Origin of the sequence: Pseudomonas arsenicoxydans (assembly GCF_006438915.1) — a bacterium.
In the GTDB taxonomy this organism is placed as follows: Bacteria; Pseudomonadota; Gammaproteobacteria; order Pseudomonadales; family Pseudomonadaceae; genus Aquipseudomonas; species Aquipseudomonas arsenicoxydans_A.
This window is the reverse complement of sequence record NZ_RCZE01000001.1, coordinates 61,181-87,008: the sequence shown is the minus strand read 5'-3', so window position 1 is coordinate 87,008 and position 25,828 is coordinate 61,181. Positions and strand designations below refer to the sequence as shown.

Below are 25,828 nucleotides of genomic sequence, written 5' to 3'. Positions count from 1 at the left end.
CAGCACGCGAACGCTGTCGCATGCTGTAAAAATTCGCGTGTTCCAGACACGCCAACGCGGGAGCAAGCTCCCGCGCGGCGACATCCTACCAGTCACCGCCTGAAGGCAGTCAACCGGGCGACCAACAACTTACTTGTGGTCTTTGACTTCTTCGAACTCGGCATCGACAACGTCATCAGCCTTTTCAGCTTTTTCGTCGTGCGGTGCCGCGCCTTCAGCAGGCTGGGCCTGTTCGGCGTACATCTTCTGCGCCACTGGAGCAGAGACTTTCGACAACTCTTCAACCTTGGCTTCGATTGCAGCTTTGTCGTCGCCTTTAACAGCGGCTTCCAAAGCAACAACAGCGGCTTCGATTGCAGTCTTCTCTTCGGCAGTCACTTTATCGCCAGCGTCAGCGACCATTTTGCGCGTCGAGTGAACCAGTGCATCGCCCTGGTTGCGAGCGGTTGCCAGCTCTTCGAACTGACGGTCTGCGTCGGCGTTGGTTTCAGCATCGCGAATCATCTGCTGAATTTCTTCCTCGGACAGACCGGAGTTGGCCTTGATCACGATCGACTGAGTCTTGCCGGTGGCCTTGTCTTTGGCGCCTACGTGCAGGATGCCGTTGGCGTCGATGTCGAAGGTCACTTCAATTTGTGGCACGCCACGTGGTGCTGGTGGAATCTCGGCCAGGTCGAACTTGCCCAAGGACTTGTTCTGGGCCGCTTGCTTACGCTCACCTTGCAGCACGTGAATGGTTACAGCGCCCTGGTTGTCGTCGGCAGTCGAGAACACTTGCGATTTCTTGGTAGGAATCGTGGTGTTTTTCTCGATCAGCGCGGTCATCACGCCGCCCATGGTTTCGATACCCAGGGTCAGCGGGCTAACGTCCAGCAGCAGAACGTCTTTAACGTCGCCAGCCAATACAGCGCCCTGGATAGCAGCACCCATGGCAACTGCTTCGTCCGGGTTCACGTCTTTACGAGCTTCTTTGCCGAAGAACTCGGTTACCAGCTTCTGAACCAGTGGCATACGGGTCTGACCGCCTACCAGGATCACGTCGTTGATCGCGCCAACGTCGATACCGGAGTCTTTCAGAGCGATGCGGCAAGGTTCGATGGTGCGCTGAACCAGGTCTTCAACCAGTGCTTCCAACTTGGCGCGAGAAATCTTCACGTTCAAGTGCTTTGGACCGGTTGCGTCTGCAGTGATGTACGGCAGGTTCACGTCGGTCGACAGCGCCGAGGACAGCTCGATCTTGGCTTTTTCAGCGGCTTCTTTCAGGCGCTGCATCGCCAGCGGGTCACCTTTGAGGTTCATGCCGCTTTCTTTCTTGAATTCGTCAACGAGGTAGTCGATCAGACGAATGTCAAAGTCTTCACCGCCCAGGAACGTGTCGCCGTTGGTGGCCAATACTTCGAACTGGTGCTCGCCATCGACTTCAGCGATTTCGATCACGGAAACGTCGAAAGTACCGCCGCCCAAGTCGTAAACGATCACGGTGTGATCGCCCTTCGCCTTGTCCATACCGTAAGCCAGAGCAGCTGCGGTTGGTTCGTTGATGATGCGTTTTACGTCCAGACCCGCGATGCGGCCGGCGTCTTTGGTGGCTTGACGCTGGCTGTCGTTGAAGTAGGCCGGAACGGTGATCACCGCTTCAGTCACTGGCTCGCCGAGGTAGTCTTCGGCGGTTTTCTTCATTTTCTTCAGAATTTCAGCCGAGATTTGTGGCGGCGACATTTTCTGGCCGTTCACTTCTACCCACGCGTCGCCGTTGTCAGCCTTGGCGATTTTGTAAGGGACCATCTTGATGTCTTTCTGTACGACTTCTTCGTCGAACTTACGACCGATCAGACGCTTAACCGCGTACAGGGTGTTATGCGGATTGGTCACAGCCTGACGCTTGGCCGATTGGCCAACCAGAATTTCGCCATCGTTGGCGTAAGCGATGATCGACGGCGTGGTACGCGCGCCTTCAGCGTTTTCGATAACTTTGGCTTTGCCATTTTCCATGACGGAGACGCAGGAGTTGGTAGTCCCCAGGTCGATACCGATAATTTTGCCCATGTTCACTCTCCCGAAACTTTGGATTTGGTTGCCGCAGCAGTGGTGGCTAACTGCGGTAGCACTTAAACGCTTGACTTATAAATGGGGGCCTTGCGGCCAATTTCAAGCCTGTTCGTCAATCGAAGGCGAAACTGGCGCCGGGGCCTTGCTGACCACGACCATGGCCGGGCGCAGCAGGCGGCCATTGAGCTGATAGCCCTTCTGAAACACCTTGAGCACGCTGTTCGGCTCAACGTCAGCGCTTTCCTGCATGGCCATGGCCTGATGCTGAACAGCATTGAACGGTTCGCCATGCGGATCGATGGCTTCCAGCTGATAACGCTTCAGGGTGTCCTGGAACATTTTCAGGGTCAGCTCAATGCCTTCGCGCATTGGGCGGATGCTTTCGTCGTCCGGGTTGGACAACTCCAGACCACGCTCCAGGCTGTCGATGATCGGCAGCAAATCGCCTGCGAATTTTTCCAGGGCGAATTTGTGCGCTTTTTCTACATCCTGCTCGGCGCGACGGCGGACGTTCTGCAGATCGGCGGCAACACGCAAAGCCTGATCCTGCGCGCCTGTCAGCTGCTCTTCGAGCACTTGTACACGAGCCGCCAGGTCTTCACCCGAAGCCGCGGAACCCTGGTTGGCGTCTTGATTTTGCGTATCCACTGTCTGTTCGTCAGCCATAGATTTCTCCTTTCAATATCGTCCGTGAGCTCAACTCACGCTTCTGTCCCGGTATATGGGGCCGCAAAAATCAGCTTCAAGGGGTTTGTTGCGATTAACCCTACAAAAAGCGCTGCATTGCGTTTACCCAACGCGCTAAGCATTTCGTCAGACCGAGCAAATCGAGCTAAGCGAGGGCATTGTCAGGCGCAAATAAAACACTGTATAAATAACCAGACCTAAAGCCTGGGAGCGGCCTTTATGCTGGTGCACCTGTCCGTACATAACTACGCCATCGTTGAACACCTCGATCTCGAACTCGATCGCGGGATGAGCGTGATCACCGGGGAAACCGGTGCCGGCAAGTCGATCATGCTCGACGCCCTGGGCCTGACCTTGGGTGATCGCGCCGACAGCGGGGTGGTCCGGCCCGGCGCAGACAAGGCCGACATTCTGGCGACTTTCGACCTCGTCGATATCCCGGAAGCCAGCGCCTGGCTCGCCGAGCGCGACCTTGAAAGCGATGGCCCGTGCATCCTGCGCCGGGTGATCACCGCCGAAGGCCGTTCCCGTGGTTACATCAACGGCACACCCTGCCCGCTCAGCGATCTCAAAGCCCTGGGTGAGTTGCTGATTGATATCCACAGCCAGCACGAGCACCAATCGCTGCTCAAGACCGACACCCACCGCCGCCTGCTCGATGAATATGCCGGCGCCACGGACCTTGCCCGCCAGGTGCAACTGGCCGCCCAACGCTGGCGCCAGACCCGCCAGGAACTGGAACGCCTGTCCAACTCCGGCGACGAGCAACGCGCTCGCCACCAATTGCTCAGTTATCAACTTGAAGAGCTCGAAAACCTCGGGCTCGGCGAAAACGAGCTGGAGCAGCTGGAGCAGGAACACAAGAACCTCACCAACGCCGAAACCCTGCTGGGGATCTGCCGACAAGTCGTCGAACAGTGCAGCGAAAGTGATTCCGGCAATGTCCTGAATGCCCTGACCGCCAGCCTCAATCGTCTATCCAGCGTTAACAATTCGATCGGCGCCTTGGGCGAGGCCAGCAGCCTGCTGACCAGTGCGCAGATTCAGGTCGAAGAAGCGGTGGGCGAGTTGAACCGCTTCCTCGACAACTTCGACGCCGACCCGGCACGCCTTCAATACCTGGAAGAACGCCTCGATGCGATCTACACCATGGCGCGCAAACACCGCATCCAGCCGACCGAGGTCGCGGAGATGCAGCAGCGCCTGCTGGATGAAATCGAAACGCTGAATGCCAACGATGAATCCATCGAACGGCTGAGCGATGAACTGGCGTCTTATGCCCGTCATTACCAGGAGAAGGCGCGGGAGCTGAGTGACTTGCGCCATCAAGCGTCGAACAGTCTGGCCAGCGCCGTTGAGCAGGAAATTCAGCGGCTGGGCATGCCTGGCGGTCGTTTCACCATCGAATTACGCCCTAACAGCAGCGATGAACTGCTGCCCAATGGCCTTGAACAGGTCGAATTGTTGGTGAGCGCCAACCCCGGCCAGCCATTAAAGGCATTGGCCAAAGTGGCCTCGGGCGGTGAGCTGTCGCGGATCAGCCTGGCGATTCAGGTGATCACCGCACAGACCTCTCGCGTCCCGACGCTGGTGTTCGACGAAGTGGACGTGGGCATTGGCGGTCCGACCGCTGAGATCGTAGGCCAGTTGTTACGGCGCCTCGGAGAGCGCGGGCAAGTGCTGACCGTCACTCACTTGCCGCAAGTGGCGGCGCAGGGTCACCAACATTTATTCGTGCACAAGGTGCGTGGCGAAGAGGCGACTCACACAGCCGTCTCCAAGCTGAGTAAAAATGATCGCGTCGAAGAAGTGGCACGTATGCTGGGCGGCATCGACCTGACCAAGGAGTCTCTGGCTCACGCGAAAAAGATGGTCGTCACTGCAAAAATTTAAGAATGGCAAGCAGCACGAAGGCGACCCTGGGGTCGCCTTCGTTCGTTTCGCGAATATGAAATTCGCGCGACATGCTTACTTTTTCTTGCGTACGTACAGCACCAGATTGTGATCAACCATCTCGAAACCATACTTGTCGACGATGGCTTTCTGAAGGCGCTCGATTTCTTCGTCGAAGAATTCGATCACTTCGCTGGTTTCGACGTTGACCATATGGTCGTGATGCTTGCCGTCATCCAGTTCGAAGACCGCATGGCCTCCGTCGAAGTTATGCCGCACCACAAGGCCAGCTGCCTCGAACTGAGTCAGTACACGGTAAACCGTGGCCAGACCGACGTCCTCACCAGCCTCCATCAGTGCCTTGTAGACATCTTCGGCACTCATGTGGCGCTGCTCGGCGGAATCGAGCATTTGCAGAATTTTGACCCGTGGCAGGGTCACTTTGAGGCCGGCTTTGCGTAGTTCGCTATTTTCAACCATGGTCAGCTTTCTCGCGATGCTGCTTCGCAGCTTCTCTTAATGCGGGTATGATCGGCGTTTACGTTGTCCCAGCCAAGATAGTGGAAGTCGCCCACCGATGCAAAACACCAAGCTCTTGCTAACCAGTTTCACCTTTGTGGGACTGCTCGCACTCGCCGGTTGTTCATTCCCCGGGGTTTACAAAATCGACATCCAGCAGGGCAATGTCGTCACGCAGGACATGATAAACCAGTTACGCCCGGGAATGACCCGCAAGCAAGTACGGTTTATCATGGGTAACCCTCTGCTGACCGACACGTTCCATGCCGATCGCTGGGATTATCTGTACAGCCTGCAACCGGGTGGCGGTGAACGCCAACAGGAACGCATTAGCGTTATCTTCAACCCAAATGACCAGCTTGTCAGCCTCTCTGGTGATTTCATGCCAGGCGTGAGCCGCGACGAAGCCATTCTCGGCAAGGACAGCGGCACGAAAGTCGCAGCTCCAGTAGAAAACGTCGAGAAGCCGAAACCGGAGAAACCGGTCAAGCCAGGTTCGTTGCTGGACCAGATCCAGAAGGACGTCGACGGTGTAGAAACCGTTCCAGTCCCGACGCCGACACCGCTGGACACCTCGCCGCAATAATTTGCGACGCAATAAAAAACCCGGAATGTCCGGGTTTTTTATTGTCTGGCGTTTAGTGAATCACTGATTCCGCGCTTTGGCATCGGCCGCCTTGGCGGCACGCAAGCGACGAACCTCCTTGGGATCCGCCAGCAATGGCCGGTAAATCTCTAGGCGATCACCCGCCTGAACCGGGCGCACCTCTGGATCGGCAATGACCTTGCCAAAGATACCCACCGGGCAATTGCCCAAATCCAGCTCCGGAAACTGCGCATCCACCGCTGAATTGCGCAACGCCTCGCGCACCGACGTGCCCGCAGGCACGGCGACCGTCAGCAACACCTGACGATCAACCGCGGCATACACCACTTCGACCTCAATCACCGACTCAACCATGAATCTGCTTGGCGCGCTGGCAGAACGCGTCCACCAGCGTGTTGGCCGCCTGATTGAACAACGGCCCCAACGTCGCGCGAACAATCGGTCCGGCGTAGTCGAACGACAGGTCCAGGCTGATCTTGCAGGCCTTGTCAGTCAGCGGCTTGAACACCCAGATACCGTGCAACTGAGTGAAAGGCCCTTCTTCAAGGTTCATCTCGATCGACTGCCCGGGCACCAACGTGTTTCTGGTGACGAAATGCTGGCTCAAACCACCCTTGGCCACACCAACGCTGGCGCGCATGTGCTCCGGCGAGCTTTCCAGGACTTCAGCAGCCGAGCACCACGGCAGAAACTCGGGATAACGCGCTACGTCGTTCACCAGGTCATACAGCGCCTGCGCCGGGTACGGCAGCAGGGCCGAGCGTTGAATATGCGTCGTCATGTCAGCGTCACTTCCACAGCTGGGCGGCAAACACTACAAGAATGCCGATGGGCGCCACATAGCGCATCAAGAACAGGGACAGGCCAAACAGCATCGGGCTACGGATCGACAACTCGTCGCGCACCGCTTCACGCCCCATGATCCAGCCTGCAAACACCACGAAACACAAACCACCGAGTGGCAACATGATCCGCGAGGTGAAGAAATCGATCACACCAAAGAAGTCCAGACCGCCGGCCGCACCCCATTGGTAGAGATGGAACATCCCGCCTTCGTTCACGAAAAACTTGGCTTCCTTCCAGATATTGAAAGAAAACACAGTGCCCAGACCAACGAACCAGCAAGTAAACGCCAACCAGAACGTTACCCAGGCGCGGCTGACTTTGGTGCGTTCAACCAAGTACGCGACCATCGGCTCGAGCAACGAAATCGCTGAACTCCAGGCCGCCACCGCAACCAGCACGAAGAACACTACGCCCATCAACTGGCCAAACACTACGTTACCAAAGGCAAAGGGCAGGCTGACAAACATCAGGCCAGGGCCTTCGCTCGGGTTCAGGCCCGCCGCGAATACAATCGGAAACAATGCCAGACCGGCCACCAGCGAAACAAACGTATCGAGCAATGCAACGCCAACGACGGTTCCGGAAATCGACGAGTTCTTCGGCATGTATGCGCCGTAGATCATGATCGAACCGACGCCCACGCTCAGGGAGAAGAACGCATGGCCCATGGCGGGCAGCAAGCCGTCCAGGACTTTTTCCGGATGGAAGTCGAACATGAAATGCACGCCCTCCATGAAATGACCGGTGGTCATGCTGTAACCCAGCAGCACCAGAATCATCACAAACAGCAGCGGCATCATGATCCGCAAGCTGCGCTCAAGCCCGGCGACCACGCCTTTGGCGATCACCACGGCAGACAGCAGCATGAAAATCGTGTGCCAAAGTGTCAGGCGCCACGGGTCGGCGATCACATTGCCAAAGTACGCACCGACCTGATCAGCCATCACACCCTGGAAGTCACCCCGGCCCATGTCGATGATGTAATCCAGCGACCAGCCGCCGACCACACTATAGAAAGACAGGATCAGCAACGCCGTGATCATCCCGGCGAAGGCGCCCCAGGACCACTTGCCCGAATGCCCCGCCTCCAGCGCCAGCACCTTCAGGGCGTTGGCCGGACTTTGCCGGGCGCGACGGCCGATCAGAGTTTCGGCCAGCATGACCGGCACACCGATCAGCGCGATACAGGCCAGGAACATCAGCACAAAGGCGCCGCCGCCGTAGACGCCGACCATGTACGGGAATTTCCAGATACTACCCAGGCCCACGGCCGAACCGGTCGCGGCGAGTATGAAGACCCAGCGGCTAGCCCAACTGCCGTGGACAGAAACCTTGTCTGTCGACATCGTTATCACGCCCAAGCGTTCAAAAAAGAGGCCGCATTGTCCGGGATTCAATCAACCTGCTCAAGCACGTAGCGATACCGTAGCCGACTCGCGTGCAACTCCCTATAATGCCGCCCCTATGGCTAAACAGAAGAAACACCCTACAGGGACCATCGCGCAAAACAAAAAGGCGCGACACGATTACTTCATCGAGCATAAGTTCGAGGCTGGTCTGGTCCTGGCCGGCTGGGAAGTAAAAAGTCTGCGGGCAAGCAAGCTGCAACTGGTCGACAGTTATGTGCTGCTCAAGGATGGCGAAGCCTGGCTGCTTGGTAGCCACATCACGCCGCTGATGACTGCCAGCACGCACGTCATCGCTGATCCGACCCGTACCCGCAAATTGCTGCTCAATCGCCGCGAGCTTGAAAAGCTCGCGACCGCGGTGCAGCAAAAAGGCTATGCCTGCGTGTGCCTGTCCTGGTACTGGAGCAAGCACATGGTCAAGTGCGAGATCGCACTGGGCAAGGGCAAGAAGGAATACGACAAGCGTGATACCGAACGCGAACGCGACGCCGGTCGCGAACTGGCGCGTGCGGTGCGCAACAAGGGCAAGGAAGATTAACTCTCCTGCTGCTTGATACCGCCTTCGCGAGCAAGCCCGCTCCCACATTTGTTTTGTGTGGTTCACAAATCCAAAGTGGGAGCGGGCTTGCTCGCGAAGGCGATAGCACAAGCACCACAAAACCCACTGACTACATCCCCTTGCGCCGCTCCGCCCGAGCCATGCGCTGCACTTCCTGACGCACCTCTTCCAGCACTTCCTGCACATACAAAATGTGTCGACTGGAGACTTCCCGCGCCTGCTCCGCCCGCCCTTCGATAATCGCCATGTACAACTCCCGATGCTGTGTGATCAGCATGTCGCGGGTTTCCGTGCGTTGTTTGTACATGCCACCAATGTTGGTCACCACGTTGCGCTTGAGCAGGTCGAACAGCCCGCGAATCGTGTGCAACAACACCGCGTTATGACTGGCTTCAGCAATGGCCAGGTGGAAACTGGCGTCCGCCGCGCCCTCTTCGGCCCGGCTCACATCGTCATGACGCGAATAACAGTCCTGCAAGAGCTCAAACGCGGCCGTCAGCCTCTCACGGTCCACATCGGTAGCGCGCAAGGCCGCGTAATAAGCGCAGGACGCTTCCAAAGTGTGGCGAAACTCCAGCAGATCGCGTTGCGCCTCGGGGTTGTTTTCCAGCAGGTGCAGCAATGGATCGCTGAAGGTCGACCCCAGCGAATCGACGACATAGTTGCCGCCGCCCTGACGACTGACCAGCAAGCCCTTGGCCCCGAGTTTCTGGATCGCCTCGCGCAACGAAGGGCGTGACACGCCGAACTGCTCGGCCAGCGCACGTTCGGCCGGCAAGCGCTCGCCAGACTTCAGCGTGCCTTCAAGGATCATCCCCTCGAGCCGCTCGACAATATCGTCAGACAAACGGCGCTGACGTATCTGATCAAACCCCATAACTCACTTCTCCACGATCCCGACCGCTCGCCGGGCCCTCTATTCTGGCCTATTGGCGCGGCGCCAGCACCTGCCAAAAAGACGCTCGATCAAACCGGTCAGAGGCATCGCACACGGCGTATTCGACAAAAGTTTTAGGGCGGCAAATTGACACACCGCACAGAAGGCTTTTACCCTAGCCAACAGCGATTGTAAATTGGTCTTACCAATTAACCAAGAACGCTGCCCAGTGCCTGACCAACAACAATTAGGGGCCACCCCATATGCAAACCTGGCAACAGCTCTACACCCCGCTCGGCAGTCTCGGCATCTCCGCCCTCGCGGCCGTTATTCCCATCGTGTTTTTCTTCCTGGCGCTGGCGGTGTTCCGCCTCAAAGGCCATGTGGCCGGCAGCATCACCCTGGCGTTGTCCATTGCCGTGGCGATCTTTGCCTTCCAGATGCCGGTCGACATGGCATTCGCCGCCGCCGGTTATGGTTTCGCTTACGGTCTGTGGCCCATCGCCTGGATCATCGTGGCGGCTGTGTTCCTCTACAAACTGACGGTCAAGAGTGGCCAGTTCGAAGTGATCCGCAGCTCGGTGCTGTCGATCACCGACGACCAGCGCTTGCAGGTTCTGCTGATCGGGTTCTGCTTCGGTGCGTTCCTCGAAGGCGCCGCCGGTTTCGGTGCGCCGGTCGCGATTACCGCCGCCCTGCTCGTCGGCCTGGGCTTCAATCCACTGTACGCAGCCGGCCTGTGCCTGATCGCCAACACCGCGCCCGTCGCATTCGGTGCCCTGGGGATTCCGATCATCGTGGCCGGGCAAGTGACCGGCATCGACGCGTTCAAGATCGGCGCCATGACCGGCCGCCAACTGCCGCTGCTGTCGCTGTTCGTGCCGTTCTGGCTGGTGTTCATGATGGACGGCATGCGCGGCGTGAAGGAAACCTGGCCAGCTGCGCTGGTGGCCGGTTTGAGCTTTGCCATCACCCAATACTTCACGTCGAACTTCATTGGCCCGGAACTGCCGGACATCACCTCGGCCCTGGTCAGCCTGATCTCCCTGACCTTGTTCCTGAAAGTCTGGCAGCCGAAACGCGCCGCCGGCCAACACATCGCGGGCGCTGTCTCGGCCTCCGTCGTGACAGCCAGCGTCGGTGGTTTCGGCCAGAAACGCACCACTGTCGCGTCGCCTTTCAGCCTGCTGGAAATCTTCAAAGCCTGGTCGCCGTTCCTGATCCTCACTGTGCTCGTCACCATTTGGACCTTGAAACCCTTCAAGGCGATGTTCGCGGCCGGCGGCTCGATGTACAGCTGGGTGTTCAACTTCGCCATCCCGCACCTGGATCAAATGGTGATCAAGGTTGCTCCAATCGTAGCGGCCCCGACAGCCATCCCGGCAGTGTTCAAGCTCGACCCGATTTCCGCGACCGGTACGGCGATTTTCTTCTCTGCGCTGATCTCGATGCTGGTACTGAAGATCAATTTCAAAACTGGTCTGACCACTTTTAAAGAGACCTTCTACGAACTGCGCTGGCCGATCCTGTCCATCGGCATGGTGCTGGCATTTGCTTTCGTCACCAACTACTCGGGCATGTCGTCGACCATGGCATTGGTATTGGCGGCGACGGGCGCAGCGTTCCCGTTCTTCTCGCCCTTCCTCGGCTGGCTGGGCGTGTTTCTGACCGGCTCCGACACCTCGTCCAACGCCCTGTTCAGCTCGTTGCAAGCGACCACCGCGCACCAGATCGGTGTCAGCGATGTGTTGCTGGTGGCGGCGAACACCAGCGGCGGCGTGACCGGCAAGATGATCTCGCCCCAATCGATCGCCGTGGCCTGCGCCGCGACCGGTCTGGTGGGCAAGGAGTCGGATCTGTTCCGCTTCACCCTCAAGCACAGCCTATTCTTTGCAACGATAGTCGGTTTGATCACCCTGGCTCAGGCCTACTGGTTCACCGGCATGCTGGTGCACTAAGTACTACAAGCAAAAACAGCAAAAACCGACGCCGGACCACGATTCCGGCGTCAGCAATTCACAACCCGGTCTGTAAGGCTGCTGAAAGCTTCCGGCTCTATATTCAGCAGCCTCAACAGACGGATAACCGGGCCCACCCGGAGACACGCCTGATGAGCGAGCTTTTTTACAACGCTGTGCCGAACGCGACCCGCGTCGCCCCGCCACTGCCCGAGCCTCGGCAATACCCCAGCGAGAAACCGTCACGGGTGTACCTGTTCGGGACCTGCGTGGTGGATTTGTTCTACCCGGAAGCCGGGATGGACGCGATCCACTTGCTGGAGCGCGAAGGCATTCGTGTCGAGTATCCACAAGGGCAAAGCTGCTGCGGACAACCGGCCTACACCTCGGGTTACACCGAGCAGGCAAGGACCGTGGCGCGCTCGCAACTGGCGCTGTTCGCCGGGGATTATCCGGTGGTAGTGCCATCGGGATCGTGTGCCGGGATGTTGCGCGAACACTACGCCGACTTGTTCAAGGACGAGCCGGACACGTTGAAGCAAGTCCAGGCGCTCGCCGCCCGGACGTATGAATTGGCCGAGTTCCTGCTCTTTGTCTGCAAGGTGCAGCTCAAGGACAGCGGCGAGCCGGTCAAAGTGGCGCTGCACACGTCGTGCTCGGCACGCCGTGAAATGAACACTCACCTGCACGGTCGCGAGTTGTTGGCGCAATTGAGCAATGTGGAGCGGGTCAATCACGACCACGAAAGTGAATGTTGTGGCTTTGGCGGTACGTTCAGCGTCCGTATGCCAGACATTTCCGGCGCGATGGTGGCGGACAAGACTCGGTCGTTGAAGGAATCCGGCGCGCACAAGGTACTGAGTGCCGACTGCGGTTGCCTGATGAACATCAACGGCTCGCTGGAGAAACAGCAGGAAGCGTTGCGCGGGCAACACCTGGCCAGTTTCCTCTGGCAACGAACCGGAGGTGCCCGATGAGCACTTCCACGATTATTCCGACGGTCAGCGTCGACGAAGATTTTCGCGCCCGGGCTCACAAGGCTCTGGACGACAAGCAATTGCGAAACAACTTTCGCACTGCGATGGATTCACTGATGGCCAAACGGGCAGCGTCCTTCAGCGATGCCCACGAAAGAGAACACCTGCGATCGCTGGGCAATGCTGTCCGCGCTCGTGCGTTATCCAAGTTGCCCGACTTGCTCGAGCAGCTTGAACAGAACCTGACCCGCAACGGTGTGACAGTGCACTGGGCGGAAACGGTGGACGAGGCCAATGGCATCGTCCTCTCGATCATCCGCGCTCACGAGGGGCGGCAAGTGATCAAGGGCAAATCGATGGTCAGCGAAGAGATGGAGATGAATCATTTCCTCGCGGATCAGGGCATTGAATGCCTGGAATCGGACATGGGCGAGTACATCGTCCAGCTCGACCACGAGAAGCCTTCACACATTATTATGCCGGCGATCCACAAGAATGCCGGTCAGGTCGCGTCCTTGTTCCACGACAAACTTGGCGTGGAATACACCAAGGACGTTGACCAACTCATTCAGATCGGTCGCAGAGTCTTGCGGCAGAAATTTTTCGAAGCGGACATCGGCGTCTCCGGTGTCAACTTCGCCGTGGCCGAAACCGGCACCCTGCTGCTGGTGGAAAACGAAGGCAACGGGCGCATGACCACTGCAGTACCGCCGGTGCACATTGCCGTCACCGGCATCGAAAAAGTCGTGGAAAACCTGCGCGACGTGGTGCCGCTGCTGTCACTGCTGACCCGCTCGGCGCTGGGCATTCCGATTACCACCTACGTCAACATGATCTCCGGCCCGCGCAAGGCGCATGAACTCGACGGCCCTCAGGAAGTGCACCTGGTCTTGCTCGACAATGGTCGCAGCCAAGCATTTGCCGACAGCGAACTGCGCCAGACCCTGAACTGCATCCGCTGCGGCGCCTGCATGAATCATTGCCCGGTCTACACCCGAATCGGCGGCCATGCCTATGGGGAGGTTTACCCTGGGCCTATCGGAAAAATCATCACGCCGCACATGGTCGGCCTGGCGAAAGTCCCGGACCACCCTAGTGCCTCATCGCTTTGCGGTGCGTGCGGCGAAGTCTGCCCGGTAAAAATCCCTATCCCTGCATTGCTGCGTCGCCTACGGGAAGAGAACGTCAAAGCCCCGGACAGCCCACATCAGGTCATGCGCGGCCAAGGCAGTAAGTATTCGCGCAAAGAGCGGTTCGTCTGGAACGCCTGGGCCAGGCTCAACAGTTCGCCGACGCTGTATCGGCTGTTCGGTTTCTTCGCCACACGGCTGCGCGCGCTCACGCCGAGCAATATCGGCCCGTGGACGCAGAACCACAGCGCACCCAAACCCGCCGCCCGCTCACTGCACGATATGGCCCGCGAGCATTTGGCCAAACAGGGAGACCGTTGATGAGCGCCAAGCAAAACATCCTCGCCAAGTTACGGAAAAGTCTGACCGGCACCACGCCAGTGCCTGACGAATTCGACGTCGAACTGGTGACAGCGCCCTACACCTACACTGCTGAACAACGCATCCCGCAACTGCGCAAACTGATGGAAGCGGTGCACACCGAAATCCACCTGACGTCGGGCGAAGGCTGGCCTTCGCTATTGGCTCAGTTGTTACGGGACCGTCAGTTGCCAAGCCTGTTGATCGCGCCGACCACGCCTCACGGTCAACACATCACTCAGCACTGGGCAAAAAATCCGGGGCTGCCGACGCTCAAGGCTTACGACCGCCCGATTGAAGAATGGAAAGCCAAGCTGTTCAACGACACCCCGGCCAGCCTCACCGGCACCCTCGGCGCAATCGCCGCCACCGGTAGCCTGATTCTCTGGCCGACGCGGGAAGAGCCGCGCCTGATGAGCCTGGTGCCACCGGTGCATTTCGCCCTGCTCAAGGCCAGTGAAATTCGCGACAACTTCTATCAGGTGCAGCAGGAATTCAATTGGGCCCACGGCATGCCGACCAACGCCTTGCTGGTGTCCGGCCCGTCGAAAACCGCCGACATTGAACAAATCCTGGCCTACGGCGCGCACGGCCCGAAGGACTTGGTGGTGTTAATCCTGGAGGACCAATGAGTCTATCGGCGGCTTTCCTGAGAGATGCACAGCAACTGATTCCCCAAGAGCGACGTTTCGACGATCCGCTGTCGACATTGGCCTTCGGCACCGACGCCAGTTTCTATCGACTGATTCCGCAATTGGTGATTCGCGTCGAGTCGGAAGATGAAGTGGTGGCGCTGCTCAAACTGGCGCAACGGGATCAAGTACCAGTGACCTTCCGCGCCGCTGGTACCAGTCTGTCTGGCCAGGCGATCAGCGATTCAGTGCTGATCGTGTTGGGGGATAACTGGAACGGTCGCGAGATCCGCGGCCAAGGTACGCAAATCCGCCTGCAACCAGGCGTGATCGGCGCACAGGCCAACGCGTGGCTGGCGCCGTTCGGACGCAAGATCGGCCCGGACCCGGCCTCGATCAACGCCTGCAAAATCGGTGGCATCGTTGCCAACAACGCCAGCGGCATGTGCTGCGGCACGGCGCAGAATACCTATCACACATTGGCCGGCATCCGGCTGGTGCTGGCCGACGGCAGTCGCCTCGATACCGAAGACGCAGCCAGCGTGGCGGCGTTTCGTCAAAGCCACGCCCCGTTGCTTGAGCGTCTAGCCACGTTGGGCCGCGAGACACGCGCCAATGCCGAACTGGCTGCAAGAATCCGTCACAAATACCGTCTGAAAAATACCACTGGCCTGTCACTCAATGCCCTGGTGGATTTCGACGAGCCTGTGGATATCTTGAGCCACTTGCTGGTCGGTTCCGAAGGCACCCTCGGTTTTATCAGCGCCGTGACTTACGACACGGTGATCGATCACCCGAACAAAGCGTCGGCGCTGATCGTCTTCCCGGACGTGGAAACCTGCTGCAACGCGGTCACCGTGCTGAAAAGCCAACCGGTGTCGGCCGTGGAGCTGCTGGACCGTCGCAGCCTGCGCTCGGTACAGAACAAACCCGGCATGCCCGCTTTCGTACAACAGCTGTCGAACAATGCTTGCGCGCTGCTGATCGAATCCCGCGCCGCATCGTCCACTTTGCTGCAAGAACAACTGGCGCAAATCATGGCGTCGTTGACCGCGTTTCCGGTGGAAAAACAGGTCGACTTCACCGAAGACCCGGTGGAAAACGCCCGCCTCTGGGCGATCCGCAAAGACACCTTCCCCGCTGTCGGCGCCGTGCGCAAAACCGGCACCACGGTGATCATCGAAGACGTGACCTTCCCGGTAGAACAACTGGCCATCGGTGTGAACCGCCTGATCGAGTTGTTCGACAAACATCACTACGACGAAGCGATCCTTTTCGGACACGCACTGGAAGGCAATCTGCACTTCGTCTTCACCCAAGGCTTCAACAACCCGGAAGAAGTCGCACGCTATCAGGCGTTCATGGACGACGTGGCGCAGTTGGTGGCGGTGGAATTCGGTGGCTCGCTGAAGGCCGAGCACGGCACCGGGCGCAACATGGCGCCCTTCGTCGAACTGGAATGGGGCAGCGATGCCTACCAGTTGATGTGGCAGCTCAAACGCTTGCTCGACCCCAACGGCATTCTTAACCCGGACGTGGTGCTCAGCGAAGATCCGCAGATCCACCTCAAACACCTGAAACCGTTGCCGGCCGCCGACGAGATTGTGGATAAGTGCATCGAGTGCGGTTTCTGCGAACCGGTCTGTCCCTCGAAAGGCCTGACTCTCAGCCCGCGTCAGCGCATCGTGATTTGGAGGGATATTCAGGCGAAAAAGCGCGCCGGTATCGACACCTCCGAACTCGAAGCCGCTTATGAATATCAAGGCATCGACACCTGCGCCGCCACCGGTCTTTGTGCGCAACGCTGCCCTGTCGGCATCAATACCGGCGACCTGGTGAAAAAGCTCCGCAGCCGAAACGCCACGCATGTGAAAACGGCTAATTGGCTCGAAGGAAATTTCGCCACTGCACTGCAAGGCGCCCGCTTCACCCTGCACGTCGCCAATGGCGCACGAATGCTGCTGGGCGCGCCACGACTGGCAAAACTTTCGGCGACGCTGACCAAGTTGTCCAAAGGTCAGGTTCCGCAGTGGACCAACGCCATGCCGCAGCCGGAAAAAGCCATTCGTTTCAGCCCGACAGTGTCGGACGAACGCCCTAGGGTGGTGTACCTGGCAGCGTGCGTGTCGCGGGTCATGGGCCCGGCGGCGGGAGATAAAGAGCAGATGTCGCTGTACGACAAAACCCGCGGGCTGCTGGAGAAGGCCGGTTACCAAGTAGTCTTCCCGGACAATCAGGACAACCTCTGCTGTGGCCAGCCGTTCGCCTCCAAGGGCTACGCAGAACAGGCCGAACACAAACGTCAGGAACTGATCGGCGCCTTGCTGCACGCCAGTCGCGGTGGGATTGATCCGATTTATTGCGACACCAGCCCGTGCACGTTACGACTGGTTCAGGACCTGGGCGAAGTTCGACTGGACCTGTACGACCCGGTGCGTTTCATCCGTACGCACTTGATGGATCGCCTGGATTTCACACCGCAGGAAGCACCGATTGCGGTACACGTCACGTGCAGTACCCAGCACCTTGGCGAGAGTCAGGCGTTGATTGATCTGGCGCGCAAGTGCAGCAAAAACGTGGTCGTTCCTGAAGGGATTCACTGTTGCGGGTTTGCCGGCGACAAGGGTTTCACTACGCCGCAATTGAATGCTCACGCCTTAAGAACGCTCAAGGACGCGGTGCAGCAGTGCAGTGAGGGGGTTTCGACCAGTCGCACCTGTGAGATCGGGCTGACGCAACATGGCGGCATTGATTACCACGGACTAGTCTATCTTGTGGACCGCGTTACCCAGGCTAGGGCGACCTGAGCAGGACCTCAATGAAGGCGCATGCATGCGCTTTTATTTAGTGCTTCTTGCCAGAACCGACAGCATTACAGCAAAAAGATAGAACCCTGATGTGCCGCCGCAGTCCACTGATCAAGCCCCGCAAACGTGGGGCCTTTCAAAACTCGGCAGTCCGTCCTGATGGTTAGCGATGCCTAGTCCCTCAGCTCAAGGAGATACACATGAAACGTTCTGTACTGTTTGGTCTGTTCGTTACTGCCTCATTGCTGGCCTCCCCCTCGTTTGCCGCCGAAAAAGATCTATGCTCGGTCAATCTGCAAACCATCGACAACGCCCAGACACAGGTTCCTCAGGAAATGCTTGAACAGGTAGCGGACTCCGTCAAACAAGCCCAGGCGGACCATGCAAAAGGCACCAAGGAAGGTACTCAAGCTTGCATCGACGAGACCAACGAAACCATCAAAATGATCAAGGACGCGAACAAAGGCGGGAAGTAATCAAGCTGTGGGCCAACCTTCGGGTTGGCCTTGTTGGTGTACTGGCTCTACTCATTACGCAGCAAACCAAAACCCGCCAATTGCGGGTTTTGGTGCATCTGGGGTTGGCTAATCCGTTCCAGTGCCATTGCTTCCATTAATCGGTTTTTTCATAGCTTTTTTTGCGCAAACCGAATTCCTGTGCCGGGCCGTAGTCTTTTAGATAAGCCCAATCAATCGTGGCTGATTTTTCAGACTCGGCCGATCCGCCCGCCCAAACGGCGGCACCGAGACCATCAGTTCGAGGAGATACCCATGAAACGTACCGCACTCGCTGGTCTGTTCATTTCTGCTGCACTGTTGGCCTCTCCCGTCTTTGCTGCGGACAACAACCTGTGTACGAGCAAGCTGCAAGAGCTCGAAGCCAAAGTGAATTCGCTGCCAGCGACCGCCACCAATGCGCCGGAGATCAAAAGACTGTTGGCCAGCGCCAAAGCGTCACAGGCCGCCAAAGATGACAAAAAATGCGCCACCGAGGCCAGCCAGGCATTGTCGATGGCGAATTGAACAACGAACCCACCCATGATCAATAGAGGGCAACCTTGCAGTTGGCCTTCTGACGCGTGTTGGCGTACACTGCGCAGGCCTGTTGCTCACTTTGATTCACCGAGCAACAGGCACGGGGCCGTTTAGGATTCGACGCCGGTCGCGAAACTTTAGGTGCATGCCGAGTTGGTAACAGAACTCGTAAATCCACTGTTGCAACTACTTATAGTTGCCAATGACGAAACCTACGGCCAGGAATTCTCTCTCGCTGCGTAAGCAGCTTTAGATCCTGAGCTTCTGGTACCTTCGGGTCCAGCAATCACCAGGGGATGTCTGTAAACCCAAAGTGATTGTCATATAGAACAGAATCGCCGTGCAGTACGTTGTGGACGAAGCGGCTAAAACTTACACAACTCGCCCAAAGCACCCTGCCCTTCGGGTCGCTGAGGGTTAACTTAATAGAAACGGCTACGCATGTAGTACCGACAGCGGAGTACTGGCGGACGGGGGTTCAAATCCCCCCGGCTCCACCAAATCCGAAGCAAACCAAAACCCGCCAAGTGCGGGTTTTGTTGCATCTGGGGGTTGGTGATTTGTTTTTTACACAACCCGGCCTACGCTGACGTACTACTCCCAAGGATGGCGCCATGAAATTCAAAACGCTGATTGTTGTATTCACCCTCTCCCTGTCGTCCGGCTGTTCGTACTACAACGACCGCACCACCGACACCAGCAAGAACGGGCGGATTGCCTGTGACGCCGAACCGGCCAATCAGCCGGGGTGTTATACAAAGCAGTCGAAGGATTGGAGTTGGGGTGGGTTGAAGTTTGGGGTTGGGGCTTCGAACTAGGCTCTGGACCCTGAGGTCTTCGACACACCGCTCACTCCTACACTGGATTTTTTTGTCGTACGCAGATTTTGTATTCGCTGGAGATCAAATGTGGGAGCGGGCTTGCTCGCGAAAGCAGTGTGTCATTCAGCATGGAAAGTGACTGACACGGCCCCTTCGCGAGCAAGCCCGCTCCCACACTGGGTTGTTGTCGTACACAGGCTTTGTGTTCGCTGGAGATTACTTGTAGGAGTGAGCCTGCTCGCGATGGCAGTGTGTCAGTCGGCATCCATGTTGAATGAACATCAGCTATCGCGAGCAGGCTCACTCCTACAAAGGCAAACCCGGTGTGAGGCCGGGATCTAGACCACTTTCAAATCAACCGAAACATGCCCGCGCGTCATCCGCGAGTACGGGCACATCTGATGCGCAGCCTCGGCCAGTTCGCGCTTAACCCCATCCTCCAGCCCGGGAATATTGACGTTCAACCTGACCGCCAACTGAAAATCCCCACCACTGGTTTTACCCAGATCCACCTCGGCATCCACCGACGTATCTTCCGGCAGTTTGATTTTCATCATCCCAGCCGCCACCTGAATCGCGCCGATAAAGCACGCTGAATAGCCGAGCGCAAACAGTTGCTCCGGGTTGGTGCCGGGCTTGCCCGAGCCGGGGGAGCTGAAGGTGACGTCGAGTTCGCCGTCGCTAGATTTTCCGGTGCCGGTGCGGCCACCGACGGTGTGGGTTTTTGCGGTGTACAGAACGGTTTCCAGTGCAGTACTCATGGCCGTGTCTCCTGAAGGGAAGCGACAGAGAGGCAAGCCTAGCAGCGCAGCGTCCGCACACCCGTGACGTTGGTCGGATGAAAAAAAGGCACTGAGCGATAAACGCCAGTGCCTTTCTCACGCCTGAAACAATCGTCAGCGCGACAACATGAACGTGTCGTACTCCAGATCTTCCAGCGCCGTGGTCAGCCGGTGTAAACCCAGCAATACACAGATCAGCAGCGACAGCGTAAACCCGTACCCGAAAAAGCTCGGGCCGAGGTACATGCTGAACAGCGTCAACATCGCGTTCAACACCGCGAACAGCACACACAGCTCCAACACCACGGTGCGTTTGTCGAGATAGAAGAACACGTTGAGCAAGGCCATGAACACCACCTGAATACTCACGCCGATCAGGTCGATGTAGAACAGCGGCAGGTAGTAACTGGAGATGCCCAGCCAGTCGAGCAAGCGCGGCGCGAACAGGAATAACAGCACCGCCGTCAGTCCCTGGACCTTACAGATTTCCAGCAACCCCTGACGGATCGACAAGGTCATTTCGGTTTTCAGCTGACCGATGTGCTGCAAGGTTTCGCCTTCGCGGATCGCCCGGAACAGACGGTCGTACCACTCGGCGAAGTCGGTTTCGATGCGCACCAGAAAGACCGCCATGCCGGGGATGATCGCCAGGTACGCGAGGAAGATCGGCAAGTCGTACAGGATCGAGGCACGCAGCGGGCCGACGATTGCGTTGGAGGTGCCGGGGTTGAACCAGAACAGGAATTTGTCGATCCAGATGCCCAGGTTGTAGAAGAAACCGGTGGCCAGCAGGCTGAGGAAAACATTGCGCCGTGCGAGGAAATCGAAGGCGATCAGTTTCTCGGCCCGGTACTCGCGCAGGATGTCGTAGAGGAACAGGAACAGCAGCGTGCTGTGCCCGATCAACAGCGCCAACAGCAAGCCCGGCATTTGCAGAAAGCTCAGCAGGTAAGCGCTCGCGACCATCAGCGCGTAACCCACCAGCATCACCAGCAAAATGCGGTTATAGGCTTTCATCCCCGAGAGGAAGATGATCACCAGCCACAAGTTGCACAGCACCACGAAGTTGGCCAACACCAGCACGCGGTAGATCAGCGGCTGGTCGAACAACAGGCCCAGCACGACGATACCCAGCAGCCCGGCGCCTAGGGTGACCAGCAACAACACGCCCAACAGGTTGGGCAGAATCTGATCGTACTTGTGTTCGAACAACCGGTCGGACACGAAGCGGGTGAAGAACAGTTGCAGGCCGCCCGTGAGAATCAGCGAGGTGGCCATCAGGTACGTCACCGTCACCAGAAACTGCCCGACCAAGGCGTTCGGCAGCAGCAAGCCGATACTGATGATCCCCACCAGCATCACGCTGATGATCGACAACACCCACGGCCCGGAGCTGATCAGCCCCGCGTAGACGTAGGCGTGCAGGGTCGCGGTGTAGGAATCCCGCGAAAGGATTTTTCGCAGTTCGAAGCCAATCCCGGCCATTTAACTGTTCTCCATGGCAGCTTGATACAAGTCGCGATAACGCTGCAGCATCAAGGCTTCGGTGTAGTAACGAGTGACCCGCAACAAGCCGCTGGCCTGAGCGGCTTGCCAGCGTTGCGGGCTGCGCAGCAGTTCGAGGATCGCCGCGCTGGTGGCTTGCGGGTCGGCAATCGCCACCACTTTGCCGGCGTGCCCGAGGTCACGGTCTTCGGCGCTGCCGCCTTCGATCAGTTCGCGGCACGAGCCGACGTCACTGCTGACCACCGGCGTACCGGCGGCCCAGGCTTCGAGGATCACCAGCGGTTGCGCCTCGCTGATCGAGGTCAACACCATCAAGCCGAGTTTCGGCAGGATGTCCTGGATGCGCTGGAAGCCGAGGAAATGCACCTTGCCCTCCAGGCCCAGGCTGGCCATCAGGCTGCGGCATTCGCTGACGTATTCCGGGTCTTCCTCTTCCGGGCCGACGATCCAGCCCTCGGCGTGCGGCATGGCACTGATCACGCCGCGCATCGCCCGCAGAAAGGTTTTGACGTCCTTGATCGGCACCACACGGCCGATCAGGCCAACGACCGGCGCAATGCCGTGAGCACGGGATTCCAGCGCGGCGGTCCACACCGGCAGGTCGATACCGTTCGGAATCACCTGGGTGCGGGACGCCATGGCGCCGTCCTTGATCTGCCGCTGACGGTTGCCGTCGTACAGCGCGATGATGTTGTCGGCGCTGTTGTAGGTCAGCTGACCAATGCGCTCGAAGAAGCGTACCCACAACGTGCGGATGTAACCGGAGCCGGCATCGAGGCTGCGGTTCAGCGCCTGGCCCGAACTCTCGGCAATCCAGCTGGCCTGCGCCAGGTCGATCTTGCGTTCCTTGGTGTAGATGCCGTGCTCGCTGAGCAAATAGGTGCAGTTCCAGCGCTGCTTGAGGATGCACCCGAGAAAACCCGCGTAGCCGGTGGAAATCGAATGCAGCACCCGCGCTTTCGGCATCCGTCGCGCGGCTTCGGCGAGCATCAGCAACGGCGACTGCATCGAGCGCAGGGTCCAGAAATAATTGACGAAGGACGGGTCAGCGCAATGTTGACGGTAGCCTTCACTCAGTGTTTCCCAACTGGCGCGGCTGCGCAGTACGTCGTCGAGGGTCATGCGGCCCTGGGCAATGCAGTCGAGCAAGCGTTCGCCCATGGCGAGGTCAGGTGCATCCGGGTGATGCAAAAAGCGATACAAATCTTGCAGCTGCTGTTCGTCAGCCTCGCGCGGATCGCCCAGCGCCTTGGTCGGATGCGTGGCGTCTTCGAGGAACACTTCTTCGATGTGCAGCACGTTGGCCGGCACTTCGTAGCGGCGCGCCGAATAAGCCTGACGCTGCCCGCCAATGAACATCACCGAGAAGGTCAGTTCCGGCAGGCCAAGGATCATCTGGTGAATCCAGCTGGACACGCCGCCGCGCACGTAAGGCCAGGTGCCTTCGAGCAGCAGGCAGATGTCGGCAACGGGTGCCTGTTCCTTGTGATTCATGTCCAGCTCCTGACCAATGCAGCGAACGGTGGCCGCTGACGGGTTTCCTCGGGAAGGCGCGCGAGCAGTCCGGGAATTTCGTGATAACGACCGGCCTCGAAGGCCAGTTCGGCGCGAAACGGCAGCACCTGCGCCGCGCCCATGCCGTTCTCCTGAGCCTGACCGAGCAGCACTTCAGCACGCTCGATGTCGCCACGCTCCAGCGCGATGCGCCCGGCCAGCAGAAACAGTTCACCGCCCTCGCCCGCTTCCAGGCCGAGCTCGGCATGCTCGCTGGCTTGATTGAGCACGTGGTCGAGCACGCTGCCTTGGGCCAGCCCCAGATACGCCAATTCCCAATACCAACGCGCCAGCCGGCCGTGCAGCGCACCCGCCGCTTTGGCATTAGCATCGGTCAGTTCGCCGAGGGCGATCTGGATGTGCAGGTTGATGTCGCTTTCCTGCTTGTCGAGCATCGAGTACGCCAGCAAGCGCACGTCATCACTCGGGTCGGCCAGTGCCAGTTTGAGGATCGGCACGGCTTCTTTGCCGGGCATGCGACGGGTGGCGAGCAATGCGGCCAGACGCTGGTCCGGATCCGGCGCATGGCGCAAAACGTCCTGCAAACCGCCATCGGCAAACACCGGTTTGTGCAATTGCAGTTGCGCCCGATACGGCAGTTTCGGGATGCCCACCGCTTGCCACGCCTGCTTGTCGCGTTTGCGCGGCAGGTACAGCGCCGGGAAAATCGCCGCAACCACGCCGACTGCCCCGAGCACCGGCACAAAGAACGCCAGGCTGAAGATGAACAGCGGGCTCCACGGCAGCGGCGAACGGTAACGTGCCGGCAACAGCAACCATACGGCCGCGCACAACATCACGCAGGCCAGGCCATGGCTCAAGGTGAACACCAGCAGTTGTTGTAATTCAGGCGCTGCGACCCACAAGCTGGCCCAACTGCCCGCCTCTAACAACAAGGCTCCGCTAAACAGCCACTTGCTGATCATTCAGGCCACACTCGTTGAACAGGAAATTACGCAGCCCGTTGCGTTCACAGCCAGGCTCCAGGTTGAACGGCAGCACACGCACGCCAAGACTTTCCAGGCTGCTTTCGATACCAAAGTGCTCGTGCAGCAACAGGTTGATCCGCGCCAAATACCCTTCGGTGCCTTCTGGACTGGTCAACGGCAACAGCACCAGCAACAACGAGTGATCGCGATTGTTACGCAGCGACAACTGCAGATCGAGACCGCGCTGGCTCCGTTCAAACAGTCGCGCCAGCTCATCGTTTTGACGGGTCATTTCGAAGGCGAACAGGCCGGCCGCCAGCTTGTGCTGCTCGACATCCAGCAGCGAGCGCTTGAGTTGCAGCGTGAAGTGCTGCGCATCGGCGTCGGCCAGTTGCAGCACTTGCGGGTCGCGGCGCAGCAGGTCGGCGATGTGTCCGGCGAGCAACGCCAACAGGCTCAGGGTGCGATCCTGAAACGCGAAGAACGGCATCTGCCGCACCGCCAGAATCGCCAACAAGCGACCTTCGGCATCGATCAACGGAATGCACGCCTGCAACGACGAGAACTGGGCCGATTGGCCGGCATCGATCAGCTCCTGACGCACGCTGACCAGTTCACCACGCTCCAGGCACAGCTTGACCAGGCCATCTTCGGTGCCCAACGGCCCCATGATGCCGATGGTCGCCAAGGCTTCAGGCAAGACGTTTTCTTCACGCTCGTCGACGCGGTACAAACCGGCCACGCGCAACGCGCCGTACTGACCGAGCATGGTCACGATCGGGTCGGCCAGCGCGGCCAGTGCATCGCCTTCGTCAGGCATCACCCGCAGCTTGTCGCGCAAGCCGAGCAAGGAACTGCGCAAACTCTGGTCGCTGCCTGCCACGCGCTGCTCCAGCAGGTCGTGGGAGACCCTCAGAATCTGGTGCGCGCGGGTGAATTCGTCGAGTCGATACTGGCGATAATCGTTAGCCATCTGCAGACGCTGCAAGCGCCGCTCCCACAGATCGCGAACCTCGCCTACCAACATGCCGCTGACCAGCACGCCGACGATGAACGACGGATCCAGCTGCTCGTAGCCTTCATGCCCGACGTAGCGCAGGGCGAACATCGCCATCACCAGCAGACTGGCGCTGACCAGGCCGCGCACAAAACCGTAGCGCACACCCAGCAGCAAAGGCGCCAACACCGGCCAGGGAAAACCGGCGTGCATTTGCAGCGGGTCCTGCGGGGTCAGCCACAAGCCGAGGCCGATGGCGCCACCGGTGACCAACAGCGTTTCCAGCCAAGACACCGGGCCGCTGGCACGCGGCGCGAGGCTGTAATCCATGTGTGGAGAATTCATTGCATTCACTCGAACCGAAGGGCGCCAACAAGTGTGTCGAGCACCGTTTGCGCGGTGCCGGCGAGGCTTTCACGGGACCAGCCGGCGCGGGCGCCGCTTTTGCTCCAGAGCACACGACCGCTGCTGGCTTCAAGCACGCGCAGGCTGATGCCCACCGCCGGTTCGCCGTCCAGACCGTTCTTGTACTGCCACTCTTCCACGCTGCCGGAGACCACGTAATCAAGCTTCTGATCGCGGGCCCAATCGAGGGCGCCGGCCAGGCGTTCGTTGTCGTCCATCAGCGCTTGTTCGCCCTGGGTGCTGGCCGGGTAAACCCGTGGTTTCAGACCATGGCTGCTGAGGACGCTGAGCAGGATTTGCTCACTGCGCTCGCCGGCCTGCGGCGTCTGCGAATAGTTGACCATCGGCACGACGCCCCACTTCGCATTACGTGGCAGATTAGGGCTGGTGTCGCCGGTGAAGCTGGCGCAACCGGCGACGAACAGGACGGCCAGAGCCAGGCTCAGATTACGAATTGCTTGCATCAGTTTTTCTCCCGTAAACATTTCAT

24 protein-coding genes and 1 other RNA gene are annotated in these 25,828 nt (G+C 58.8%); 12 read left to right on the top strand and 13 right to left on the bottom strand.

Annotated features, from left to right (window positions below; genetic code table 11):
• Window positions 1-129: 129 nt before the first annotated feature.
• Both dnaK and grpE read right to left on the bottom strand, forming a co-directional pair.
• The gene (dnaK, locus tag EAH78_RS00375) at window positions 130-2,046 is read right to left on the bottom strand and encodes a molecular chaperone DnaK (protein ID WP_140664020.1); all 1,917 of its coding nucleotides are present in this window, start codon (window positions 2,044-2,046) and stop codon (window positions 130-132) included.
• A 102-nt stretch (window positions 2,047-2,148) separates the two neighbouring features.
• Window positions 2,149-2,715, bottom strand: coding sequence for a nucleotide exchange factor GrpE (gene grpE, locus EAH78_RS00370; protein ID WP_140664017.1), 567 nt, complete (start codon window positions 2,713-2,715; stop codon window positions 2,149-2,151).
• A 240-nt stretch (window positions 2,716-2,955) separates the two neighbouring features.
• Here grpE and recN point away from each other — a divergent pair, with 240 nt between their 5' ends.
• On the top strand, window positions 2,956-4,629 hold the full coding sequence (recN, locus tag EAH78_RS00365) for a DNA repair protein RecN (RefSeq protein ID WP_140664013.1): 1,674 nt from the start codon (window positions 2,956-2,958) through the stop codon (window positions 4,627-4,629).
• A 75-nt stretch (window positions 4,630-4,704) separates the two neighbouring features.
• Here the strand turns inward: recN and fur are convergent, their stop codons facing one another.
• Window positions 4,705-5,109: a ferric iron uptake transcriptional regulator gene (gene fur / locus EAH78_RS00360; RefSeq protein WP_003197684.1), complete on the bottom strand. Its 405-nt coding sequence runs from the start codon at window positions 5,107-5,109 to the stop codon at window positions 4,705-4,707.
• Between the two features lie 97 nt (window positions 5,110-5,206).
• Between fur and EAH78_RS00355 the strand changes: the two genes are divergently transcribed.
• Window positions 5,207-5,734 carry an outer membrane protein assembly factor BamE gene (locus EAH78_RS00355; RefSeq protein WP_140664009.1) on the top strand — a complete coding sequence of 176 codons (528 nt, stop codon included), beginning with the start codon at window positions 5,207-5,209 and terminating at the stop codon, window positions 5,732-5,734.
• Window positions 5,735-5,794: 60 nt separating this feature from the next.
• Here the strand turns inward: EAH78_RS00355 and EAH78_RS00350 are convergent, their stop codons facing one another.
• The 3 genes from EAH78_RS00350 to EAH78_RS00340 are packed head-to-tail and all read right to left on the bottom strand — an operon-like array spanning window position 5,795 to window position 7,947.
• The gene (locus tag EAH78_RS00350; protein WP_140664005.1) at window positions 5,795-6,109 is read right to left on the bottom strand and encodes an RnfH family protein; all 315 of its coding nucleotides are present in this window, start codon (window positions 6,107-6,109) and stop codon (window positions 5,795-5,797) included.
• The gene (locus EAH78_RS00345) at window positions 6,102-6,536 is read right to left on the bottom strand and encodes a type II toxin-antitoxin system RatA family toxin (protein ID WP_027924446.1); all 435 of its coding nucleotides are present in this window, start codon (window positions 6,534-6,536) and stop codon (window positions 6,102-6,104) included. Before EAH78_RS00345 ends, EAH78_RS00350 begins: the two co-directional genes overlap by 8 nt.
• 7 nt (window positions 6,537-6,543) lie before the next feature.
• Entirely contained in the window at window positions 6,544-7,947 is a 1,404-nt protein-coding gene (locus EAH78_RS00340; protein ID WP_140664001.1) for a sodium-dependent transporter, read from the bottom strand.
• Between the two features lie 118 nt (window positions 7,948-8,065).
• On the opposite strand from EAH78_RS00340, the gene smpB reads away from it, so the two are divergent.
• Entirely contained in the window at window positions 8,066-8,548 is a 483-nt protein-coding gene (gene smpB, locus EAH78_RS00335; protein WP_007942908.1) for an SsrA-binding protein SmpB, read from the top strand.
• 130 nt (window positions 8,549-8,678) lie between these two features.
• Here the strand turns inward: smpB and EAH78_RS00330 are convergent, their stop codons facing one another.
• The gene (locus tag EAH78_RS00330) at window positions 8,679-9,446 is read right to left on the bottom strand and encodes an FCD domain-containing protein (RefSeq protein WP_140663996.1); all 768 of its coding nucleotides are present in this window, start codon (window positions 9,444-9,446) and stop codon (window positions 8,679-8,681) included.
• 263 nt (window positions 9,447-9,709) lie between these two features.
• On the opposite strand from EAH78_RS00330, the gene EAH78_RS00325 reads away from it, so the two are divergent.
• The 9 genes from EAH78_RS00325 to EAH78_RS00285 all read left to right on the top strand — a co-directional run bounded on the left by EAH78_RS00325 (window position 9,710) and on the right by EAH78_RS00285 (window position 19,162).
• Complete coding sequence (locus EAH78_RS00325) at window positions 9,710-11,404, top strand: lactate permease LctP family transporter (protein WP_140663993.1); 1,695 nt, start codon at window positions 9,710-9,712, stop codon at window positions 11,402-11,404.
• A 152-nt stretch (window positions 11,405-11,556) separates the two neighbouring features.
• Entirely contained in the window at window positions 11,557-12,381 is an 825-nt protein-coding gene (locus EAH78_RS00320; RefSeq protein WP_140663990.1) for a (Fe-S)-binding protein, read from the top strand.
• On the top strand, window positions 12,378-13,832 hold the full coding sequence (locus EAH78_RS00315; protein WP_140663986.1) for a LutB/LldF family L-lactate oxidation iron-sulfur protein: 1,455 nt from the start codon (window positions 12,378-12,380) through the stop codon (window positions 13,830-13,832). The genes EAH78_RS00320 and EAH78_RS00315 overlap by 4 nt, the downstream gene beginning before the upstream one ends.
• Window positions 13,832-14,503: a LutC/YkgG family protein gene (locus EAH78_RS00310; protein WP_140663983.1), complete on the top strand. Its 672-nt coding sequence runs from the start codon at window positions 13,832-13,834 to the stop codon at window positions 14,501-14,503. Before EAH78_RS00315 ends, EAH78_RS00310 begins: the two co-directional genes overlap by 1 nt.
• The gene (locus EAH78_RS00305; RefSeq protein ID WP_140663979.1) at window positions 14,500-17,310 is read left to right on the top strand and encodes an FAD-binding and (Fe-S)-binding domain-containing protein; all 2,811 of its coding nucleotides are present in this window, start codon (window positions 14,500-14,502) and stop codon (window positions 17,308-17,310) included. Before EAH78_RS00310 ends, EAH78_RS00305 begins: the two co-directional genes overlap by 4 nt.
• A 200-nt stretch (window positions 17,311-17,510) precedes the next feature.
• Window positions 17,511-17,786: a hypothetical protein gene (locus EAH78_RS00300; protein WP_140663976.1), complete on the top strand. Its 276-nt coding sequence runs from the start codon at window positions 17,511-17,513 to the stop codon at window positions 17,784-17,786.
• Window positions 17,787-18,080: 294 nt separating this feature from the next.
• A complete protein-coding gene (locus tag EAH78_RS00295; RefSeq protein ID WP_140663973.1) occupies window positions 18,081-18,332 on the top strand; it encodes a hypothetical protein in 252 nt (83 codons plus the stop codon).
• Window positions 18,333-18,446: 114 nt separating this feature from the next.
• Window positions 18,447-18,844, top strand: a transfer-messenger RNA (tmRNA) gene (gene ssrA, locus EAH78_RS00290).
• 114 nt (window positions 18,845-18,958) lie between these two features.
• Window positions 18,959-19,162: a hypothetical protein gene (locus EAH78_RS00285; protein ID WP_140663970.1), complete on the top strand. Its 204-nt coding sequence runs from the start codon at window positions 18,959-18,961 to the stop codon at window positions 19,160-19,162.
• A gap of 341 nt (window positions 19,163-19,503) precedes the next feature.
• Here the strand turns inward: EAH78_RS00285 and EAH78_RS00275 are convergent, their stop codons facing one another.
• From EAH78_RS00275 to EAH78_RS00250, 6 genes are all read right to left on the bottom strand, one after another.
• On the bottom strand, window positions 19,504-19,926 hold the full coding sequence (locus EAH78_RS00275; RefSeq protein WP_140663967.1) for an organic hydroperoxide resistance protein: 423 nt from the start codon (window positions 19,924-19,926) through the stop codon (window positions 19,504-19,506).
• A 135-nt stretch (window positions 19,927-20,061) separates the two neighbouring features.
• Window positions 20,062-21,432: an exopolysaccharide Pel transporter PelG gene (gene pelG / locus EAH78_RS00270; RefSeq protein WP_123435170.1), complete on the bottom strand. Its 1,371-nt coding sequence runs from the start codon at window positions 21,430-21,432 to the stop codon at window positions 20,062-20,064.
• Window positions 21,433-22,947: a GT4 family glycosyltransferase PelF gene (pelF, locus tag EAH78_RS00265; protein WP_140663963.1), complete on the bottom strand. Its 1,515-nt coding sequence runs from the start codon at window positions 22,945-22,947 to the stop codon at window positions 21,433-21,435.
• Complete coding sequence (locus EAH78_RS00260) at window positions 22,944-23,933, bottom strand: HEAT repeat domain-containing protein (RefSeq protein WP_140663960.1); 990 nt, start codon at window positions 23,931-23,933, stop codon at window positions 22,944-22,946. Before EAH78_RS00260 ends, pelF begins: the two co-directional genes overlap by 4 nt.
• Window positions 23,911-25,278, bottom strand: coding sequence for a PelD GGDEF domain-containing protein (locus EAH78_RS00255; RefSeq protein WP_240051836.1), 1,368 nt, complete (start codon window positions 25,276-25,278; stop codon window positions 23,911-23,913). Before EAH78_RS00255 ends, EAH78_RS00260 begins: the two co-directional genes overlap by 23 nt.
• Before the next feature lie 5 nt (window positions 25,279-25,283).
• Window positions 25,284-25,802 carry a penicillin-binding protein activator LpoB gene (locus EAH78_RS00250; RefSeq protein WP_140663956.1) on the bottom strand — a complete coding sequence of 173 codons (519 nt, stop codon included), beginning with the start codon at window positions 25,800-25,802 and terminating at the stop codon, window positions 25,284-25,286.
• Window positions 25,803-25,828 lie beyond the last annotated feature (26 nt).

What these genes read in the sequence shown, in the direction of transcription:
- EAH78_RS00275 (WP_140663967.1), bottom strand. Translation starts at nt 19,926, where the DNA reads ATGAGTACTGCACTGGAAACCGTTCTGTACACCGCAAAAACCCACACC.
- recN (WP_140664013.1), top strand. Translation starts at nt 2,956, where the DNA reads ATGCTGGTGCACCTGTCCGTACATAACTACGCCATCGTTGAACACCTC.
- EAH78_RS00295 (WP_140663973.1), top strand. Translation starts at nt 18,081, where the DNA reads ATGAAACGTACCGCACTCGCTGGTCTGTTCATTTCTGCTGCACTGTTG.
- EAH78_RS00250 (WP_140663956.1), bottom strand. Translation starts at nt 25,802, where the DNA reads ATGCAAGCAATTCGTAATCTGAGCCTGGCTCTGGCCGTCCTGTTCGTC.
- dnaK (WP_140664020.1), bottom strand. Translation starts at nt 2,046, where the DNA reads ATGGGCAAAATTATCGGTATCGACCTGGGGACTACCAACTCCTGCGTC.
- EAH78_RS00310 (WP_140663983.1), top strand. Translation starts at nt 13,832, where the DNA reads ATGAGCGCCAAGCAAAACATCCTCGCCAAGTTACGGAAAAGTCTGACC.
- EAH78_RS00345 (WP_027924446.1), bottom strand. Translation starts at nt 6,536, where the DNA reads ATGACGACGCATATTCAACGCTCGGCCCTGCTGCCGTACCCGGCGCAG.
- EAH78_RS00300 (WP_140663976.1), top strand. Translation starts at nt 17,511, where the DNA reads ATGAAACGTTCTGTACTGTTTGGTCTGTTCGTTACTGCCTCATTGCTG.
- EAH78_RS00330 (WP_140663996.1), bottom strand. Translation starts at nt 9,446, where the DNA reads ATGGGGTTTGATCAGATACGTCAGCGCCGTTTGTCTGACGATATTGTC.
- EAH78_RS00255 (WP_240051836.1), bottom strand. Translation starts at nt 25,278, where the DNA reads ATGAATTCTCCACACATGGATTACAGCCTCGCGCCGCGTGCCAGCGGC.
- pelF (WP_140663963.1), bottom strand. Translation starts at nt 22,947, where the DNA reads ATGAATCACAAGGAACAGGCACCCGTTGCCGACATCTGCCTGCTGCTC.
- grpE (WP_140664017.1), bottom strand. Translation starts at nt 2,715, where the DNA reads ATGGCTGACGAACAGACAGTGGATACGCAAAATCAAGACGCCAACCAG.
- EAH78_RS00285 (WP_140663970.1), top strand. Translation starts at nt 18,959, where the DNA reads ATGAAATTCAAAACGCTGATTGTTGTATTCACCCTCTCCCTGTCGTCC.
- EAH78_RS00355 (WP_140664009.1), top strand. Translation starts at nt 5,207, where the DNA reads ATGCAAAACACCAAGCTCTTGCTAACCAGTTTCACCTTTGTGGGACTG.
- pelG (WP_123435170.1), bottom strand. Translation starts at nt 21,432, where the DNA reads ATGGCCGGGATTGGCTTCGAACTGCGAAAAATCCTTTCGCGGGATTCC.
- EAH78_RS00320 (WP_140663990.1), top strand. Translation starts at nt 11,557, where the DNA reads ATGAGCGAGCTTTTTTACAACGCTGTGCCGAACGCGACCCGCGTCGCC.
- EAH78_RS00340 (WP_140664001.1), bottom strand. Translation starts at nt 7,947, where the DNA reads ATGTCGACAGACAAGGTTTCTGTCCACGGCAGTTGGGCTAGCCGCTGG.
- smpB (WP_007942908.1), top strand. Translation starts at nt 8,066, where the DNA reads ATGGCTAAACAGAAGAAACACCCTACAGGGACCATCGCGCAAAACAAA.
- fur (WP_003197684.1), bottom strand. Translation starts at nt 5,109, where the DNA reads ATGGTTGAAAATAGCGAACTACGCAAAGCCGGCCTCAAAGTGACCCTG.
- EAH78_RS00315 (WP_140663986.1), top strand. Translation starts at nt 12,378, where the DNA reads ATGAGCACTTCCACGATTATTCCGACGGTCAGCGTCGACGAAGATTTT.
- EAH78_RS00325 (WP_140663993.1), top strand. Translation starts at nt 9,710, where the DNA reads ATGCAAACCTGGCAACAGCTCTACACCCCGCTCGGCAGTCTCGGCATC.
- EAH78_RS00305 (WP_140663979.1), top strand. Translation starts at nt 14,500, where the DNA reads ATGAGTCTATCGGCGGCTTTCCTGAGAGATGCACAGCAACTGATTCCC.
- EAH78_RS00350 (WP_140664005.1), bottom strand. Translation starts at nt 6,109, where the DNA reads ATGGTTGAGTCGGTGATTGAGGTCGAAGTGGTGTATGCCGCGGTTGAT.
- EAH78_RS00260 (WP_140663960.1), bottom strand. Translation starts at nt 23,933, where the DNA reads ATGATCAGCAAGTGGCTGTTTAGCGGAGCCTTGTTGTTAGAGGCGGGC.